The following is a 6,411-nucleotide window of genomic DNA, read 5'->3' on the forward strand; positions in this document are numbered from 1 at the left end:
ACCTGATGGTTTCTATTTCCTCTTCCTTAAGTGTGATTTGTATGGCACTTGAACGGGTATGGTTGATACCGATAAGTTCGTCGTCGTCATTACGGGTGTAAAAAATGACTTCGGCATTTCGGTTGATGTTGATGGTGTCGAGTTCGTTTTCAGTAAAGAGCCCAATGAGAACATCGCCTTTCACCTGATTGTATCCCAAACTGTCTTTTTGAACCAAAAAGGCATTGTTGAACACTTTTAACGTATCGAGTTGTTCAGTAACCGTGTTTGATAGTAAATGAATGGTGTCGCCGGTCATTTGATTTTCACCGCTCCACATAATGGGGTTGCGCAGCATTTTGGTTATGCCAATTTTTTCATCACTGTAAATGGAATCGGCCTTACCGCTCATATCGCTTTTGTAAATGCGGGCGTCATAAAAACCTTTCATGATGCGGTGTTCAGGTTTCCCTGTAATTTGCAGGGTATCTGCATGCATGTAGATGGAATCATTGTCCCTTACTGTTATAGCCAAAGCGCGTTTGGTGATAAAAACCGAATCTTTTTCTCTAAAAACTTCCGCATAATGCCCCCTTACAATACTGTTGTTGAGGGTGTCAATGATTCGGATGTTGTTGGTTGCCGAAGCGAAACTTTTGGTTTGGTCAAAATACAGACTGTCACCATAAACCGTGCGGTTTTCATAGTCGATGCGGGCATTTTGCATAAAATACCCTTTATCGTTTCGGGTGTCATAAAAGCCCCTTTCGCAATACACCTTACTGGTTTCAGAGGTGATGGTTGACTCACCGTAGAGGTAAGCATGTCCTGTTTCGGTATAAAAATCAAGCTGATTGGTATTGATTGTATAATCAGGGTTGACCAATACAACATCGGACAAAAACTGATAGCGTTTTGTTTCTGCGAAGTACCGACCAATATTGCTTGTGAGTGTGCTTGCGGTATCAACCACTTTTCCGCCGGTGCGGTAAAAGGCTTGTTGTTTGTTTCGGTCAAAATAGAGGGTTTCTGTGGTAAGGACTGAATTGGGTTCGGTCAAAACCACATTTCCGCTGGCATAGGCAAAGTTGGTGTTGCCGTTGTACTCTGCATAACTGCTGGTGAGTGTAATGGTGTCAGCCTGGGTAATTCTCACGTTCCCGTAGGCTTTTACAAAATTGTCCTTATTGTAAACAAACGCCTGGTCACACCACATTTCTACACCCTCGTGAACGATATAAACCTGTTCATTGGCTTCACGGGTCCAGATGGCAGCATCGGGAAAATCAGGCCTGATTTCCAGATAACCTGATTGGATGTCCACTTTCTGTTTTTCCTGAGCCTGGGTTAGGGGGATATAAATTACCGACAGCATAAAAATCAATACGGATTTTATGTAAGGATAGTGTTCTGTCATCAGTAAATTTTAAATCACAAGGTCTATCTGTGAATGGTCTGTGTCCTGTCCGGGCCTACTGATACCAGCTTGATAGGGATTTCCAGTTCTTTTTCAAGAAACTCGATATAGTCCATCAATTCCTGTGGTAACTTATCTGTTTCTCTCATTTTGGTGAGGTCTTCTTTCCAGCCTTTTATTTCAATATAAACAGGAGTAACATTTTCCGGTTCAATGTTAAAGGGCAGGTGATTGATGGTTTGTCCTTTGTACTTATATGCTGTACATACTTTTAGTGTTTTAAAGCCGCTCAATACATCACTTTTCATCATCATCAACTGAGTAACGCCATTAACGGCAACAGCATATTTTAACGCAACTAAATCGAGCCAGCCACAACGTCGGGGTCTTCCGGTAACTGCTCCAAACTCATTGCCCACTTTGGCCATTCTTTCGCCCACTTCGTCAAACAATTCAGTAGGGAAAGGGCCACTTCCCACACGGGTAGTGTAAGCTTTAAAAATGCCGTAAACTTCTTTTACTTTATTGGGTGCTACTCCAAGACCTGTACAGGCTCCGGCGGCTGTGGTGTTTGATGAGGTTACAAAGGGATAGGTTCCAAAATCTATATCGAGCAACGAACCCTGAGCACCTTCGGCAAGAATTGATTTTCCTTCTTTTTGAGCTTGGTGAATATATTCTTCACTGTCAATAAAAGTAAGTGTTTTCAAAATTTCAACAGCGTCAAAAAACTCTGCTTCCATTTCGTCGAGGTCAAACTGGATATCAACATCATAAAAGTCAATTAACCCCAAATGTTTTTCAGTGAGTGCCCTGTAGTTTTTCTCCCAATATGGCATTTCCAAATCACCAAGGCGTAAACCGTTTCTTCCGGTTTTGTCCATATAAGTTGGACCGATGCCTTTGAGAGTGGAACCTATTTTTGCTTTGCCTTTTGAAGCTTCAGAAGCGGCGTCAAGCAGGCGGTGGGTGGGAAGTATGATGTGTGCTTTTCGCGAAAGCAATAAGTTTTTTCTGTAATCGAGCTTGAACTTATCCAGGCCTTCCAGCTCCTTTACAAAAACCACAGGGTCAATCACCACGCCGTTTCCGATGAGGTTGATGGTGTTTTTGTGGAAAATACCGGATGGAATGGTTCTCAAGACGTGTTTGATTCCGTCGAACTCGAGTGTGTGACCTGCGTTTGGACCTCCCTGAAAGCGGGCTACAATGTCATAGTTTTGTGTTAATACGTCTACAATTTTTCCTTTTCCTTCGTCGCCCCATTGCAGACCAAGTAGTAAATCTACTGCCATTATTTAAGAATTATTCGGTTGTTTTTTATTTCCGTAAAAATAAAGTGAATGATTGGTTATTTCGATATCAAAAACTTCCTCGATGGTTTTTTTGATCGATTGTATGCGTGGGTCACAAAACTCGATGACTTCGCCGGTATCGGTTAAAATCACGTGGTCGTGCTGGCGGTCAAAATAGGATTTTTCATAATGTGCTTGATTTTTACCAAACTGGTGTTTGCGCACCAAACCACACTCCAGTAACAATTCAATCGTGTTGTAAAGCGTTGCCCTGCTTACCCGGTATTTCTTGTTTTTCATTTTGATGTAGAGAGATTCTATGTCAAAATGCTCGGTACTGTTATAAATTTCCTGGAGTATGGCAAAACGCTCGGGAGTTTTACGGTGACCTTTCTCCTCAAGATAAGTTGTAAAGACGTTTTTTACAATTACCTGATTGTTTGTATTTGTTTTTGTATCTGTCATTTGAAGTTGCAAATTTAAGCTTTTTTTAAACTCTTGTCACCTTATCTATACCATTAATTTTTTTGATTTTGGCGATAATTTCGTTGAGTAAATTTTTGTTTTTTACTATAACAACAATTTTTCCGGTGAAAATACCGTCATTACTGTCAAAGCTTAAACTTTTCATATTGATATTCAGGTTGTTTGAAATCACTTTGGTCACCTGATTAACAAGCCCCAAATTATCAATTCCGGTTATTTTGAGCTCTGCCCTAAAATCTTGTTGAGAAGAGTCAATCCATTTGGCCTGAATGATTCTATATGTGAAATTACTTTGTAATTGCAGGGCATTGGGACAATTGTTTTTATGCACTTTTATTCCGTCGCTTACGGTTATAAACCCAAATACGTCATCACCCGGGATGGGGTTACAGCAATTGGCCAATGTGTAATCCAGTTTTTCTTCTTCTTTTCCAAAAACAAGCTGGTCAAACTTTTCAGTGATTTCATCTTTATGCACCTCATCGGGATTGGGTTGCTTTCGCATTTTGTTTTTGAAAAAACCGATAAAGGCATTGCTCCGGCTGGCGGCAAAATTCCTTAATTGTTGGTTGTCAATGATGCCGGTACCCACTCGGTAAAACAAATCCTGGCTGGTTTTTACCTTAAAATAACTAACCAATTGATTGACCGTTTTTTCGTCCAGGGTAATTTTTTGTGACTTCAGCTTTCGTGTTAAAACTTGCTTTCCATCTTCGGCAATTTTTTTCTTTTCGTCACGTAAAGACGATTTAATCTTCGATTTTGCCCGTGCGGTAGTGGTGTAATCCAGCCAGTTGGCATTGGGTTTGGCATTTTCGGAAGTGATGATTTCTACCTGATCACCGCTTTTTAATTCTGTACTCAGCGGAACAAGTTTACCGTTTACTTTTCCTCCCCGTGTTTTAAGACCAACTTCGGTATGAATGTTAAAGGCAAAATCAAGCGCTGTTGCTCCTTTGGGGAGTGAAATTAAATCGCCGATGGGTGTAAAAACAAAAATTTCCTTGGCATATAAATTCAGTTTAAACTGTTCCACAAAATCAACGGCATTGGTTTCAGAACCTTCCAGTGCCTCTTGCAATCTATTGAGCCAGACCTCGAGGTTCTGGTCCTCCTGATCGTCTTTGTTTTTGTATTTGTAGTGTGCGGCAAACCCTTTTTCTGCAATTTCGTTCATGCGCTCACTGCGAATCTGCACTTCCACCCAGCGTCCTTTTGGGCCCATAACGGTGATGTGCAGTGCTTCATAACCGGTTGATTTAGGTGATGAAATCCAGTCACGCAGTCTGGTGGGGTTGGGTCTGAAGTGGTCAGTAACTATTGAATATATTTTCCAGGCGAGAAACTTTTCCTGGTCCGGGTCACATTTGTAAATGATCCTGACGGCAAACTTGTCATACACCTCTTCATAAGTGACATTTTGCTTCATTATTTTTCTTCTGATCGAAAATATGGATTTGGGTCGCCCCTTGATTTCATAGTCCATGTTTTCCTTGTCCAGAGAAGTCTTTATGATGTTGTTAAACTCCTTGATGTATTGGTCCTGGTCTTCCTTACTCTCTTTTATTTTGTTGAAAATATCGTCATACACTTCGGGTTCGGTGTATTTAAGACCCAAGTCTTCCAGTTCGGTTTTGATGTTGTAAAGTCCAATCCGGTGAGCAAGAGGTGCATAAATATAGAGTGTTTCTGAAGCGATTTTCACCTGTTTGTCCCTTCTCATCGACTCCATCGTCTGCATATTGTGGAGGCGGTCAGCAATCTTAATTATGATGACCCTCACATCGTCATTGAGCGTAAGTAACATTTTCCTGAAGTTTTCCGCTTGAAGCGAAACATCGCGTTCCTGCTCAATGGCGGAAATTTTGGTAAGCCCGTCAACAATTTTGGCAATGGTGCTTCCAAAGAGGCGTTCAATGTCGCTGAGGGTGTATTGAGTGTCTTCGACCACATCGTGAAGCAGTGCTGCAGCGATTGAAGCCGCATCGAGGCCAATTTCAAAGGCAACAATTTTGGCAACGGCTATGGGGTGAAATATATAAGCTTCCCCCGATTTTCGGCGTTGCTCTTTGTGCGCATCAACAGCAATGTCAAATGCCTTTCTAATCAGTTTTTTGTCTTCCGCGTTAAGCGTCCTGTAACTGATTTTGAGAAGCTCTTTGTACTGTTTTGCAATCTCCTTGTTTTCTTTGTCTAAAACCTCCTGCGCCATAATTTAAAAGTACAATTTACTTTTGTAAGTAACAACTAAATTTATGCCAATAAATTGTGGTATCGTTGGAGTAAGGTGGGATGTGAGTAATGAACAAAAACATACCAGGGATGGGGAGTTAAATTGCTTAAATTGTTTTTGGACAATTTTTTGAGCGACGAAATCAAAGGTTCGCCCGCATAAGTGTCTTTGGCGTAATTGTCTGCCTGATATTCAAAAACACGGGACAAATAATTCATCAGTAATCCGGTGATGGTTGAAATGGGACTGTAAAGGATAAAAAACGCAATCAACCCAATATGAAATGAAGGCACTTCAACGCCCAAAGCCTGTGACAATAGCGGACTCCCTATAAACAGCGAAAGCAACCAAAGCGTAAAACCCGTTAACAAAATACTGCTGAGCAGGTTAACGATGATGTGTTTGCGTTTGTAATGCCCCACTTCGTGCGCCAGAACGGCAACGATTTCTTCTTCGTTGAGGTCGTTGATGAGGGTGTCAAAAAGCGTGATGCGTTTTTCCTTTCCAAAGCCTGAAAAATAAGCATTGGCCTTGGTGCTGCGTTTGGAGCCGTCAATCACAAAAATATTGTCGAGTTTAAAGCCCACTTTTTGGGCATAGGCTTCTATTTTGTCCCTTAAACTTCCTTCCTCAAGAGGGGTCTGTTTGTTGAATATGGGAACAATCAACCGTGCATAAAACATATTCATAAATACCGTAAAGACCGTAATCATTATCCAACCGTAAATCCAAAAATCCTTCCCGGTGGATTCATAAAACCAGATGATGAGTGCCAAAATACCACCACCCAAAAGCGCACCCAGCAACAAGCCTTTTAGCTTGTCAGCAAAAAACAGTTTTTTGGTGCTTTTGTTAAAACCGAATTTTTCCTCAATCACAAAAGTATCGTAATATGAAAACGGCGTGGAAAGCAAATCACTGGCAATAAAAATGATTCCAAAAAACACCAGTGCCACCAAAATAGAGTCGTCTGTAAACCCCCGTGCAATACCGTCCACAAA

5 protein-coding genes are annotated in these 6,411 nt (G+C 41.2%); all 5 read right to left on the reverse strand.

Going from position 1 to position 6,411, the window contains the following annotated elements; translation table 11 throughout:
- A partial coding sequence (locus AC6F75_RS14670; protein WP_500715836.1) for an OstA-like protein occupies positions 1-1,396 on the reverse strand: 1,396 nt, incomplete at its 3' end.
- Between the two features lie 23 nt (positions 1,397-1,419).
- Complete coding sequence (locus tag AC6F75_RS14675) at positions 1,420-2,691, reverse strand: adenylosuccinate synthase (protein WP_500715837.1); 1,272 nt, start codon at positions 2,689-2,691, stop codon at positions 1,420-1,422.
- Positions 2,692-2,694: 3 nt separating this feature from the next.
- The gene (locus AC6F75_RS14680) at positions 2,695-3,156 is read right to left on the reverse strand and encodes a transcriptional repressor (RefSeq protein WP_500715838.1); all 462 of its coding nucleotides are present in this window, start codon (positions 3,154-3,156) and stop codon (positions 2,695-2,697) included.
- 25 nt (positions 3,157-3,181) lie between these two features.
- Positions 3,182-5,389, reverse strand: coding sequence for a RelA/SpoT family protein (locus AC6F75_RS14685; RefSeq protein ID WP_500715839.1), 2,208 nt, complete (start codon positions 5,387-5,389; stop codon positions 3,182-3,184).
- A 41-nt stretch (positions 5,390-5,430) separates the two neighbouring features.
- A partial coding sequence (locus AC6F75_RS14690) for a M48 family metalloprotease (RefSeq protein ID WP_500715840.1) occupies positions 5,431-6,411 on the reverse strand: 981 nt, incomplete at its 5' end.

It is taken from the genome of Planktosalinus sp., from assembly GCF_059864935.1.

Excerpts from the sequence above, each read along its gene's own strand:
- AC6F75_RS14675 (WP_500715837.1), bottom strand. The coding sequence starts at position 2,691 with ATGGCAGTAGATTTACTACTTGGTCTGCAATGGGGCGACGAAGGAAAA.
- AC6F75_RS14680 (WP_500715838.1), bottom strand. The coding sequence starts at position 3,156 with ATGACAGATACAAAAACAAATACAAACAATCAGGTAATTGTAAAAAAC.
- AC6F75_RS14685 (WP_500715839.1), bottom strand. The coding sequence starts at position 5,389 with ATGGCGCAGGAGGTTTTAGACAAAGAAAACAAGGAGATTGCAAAACAG.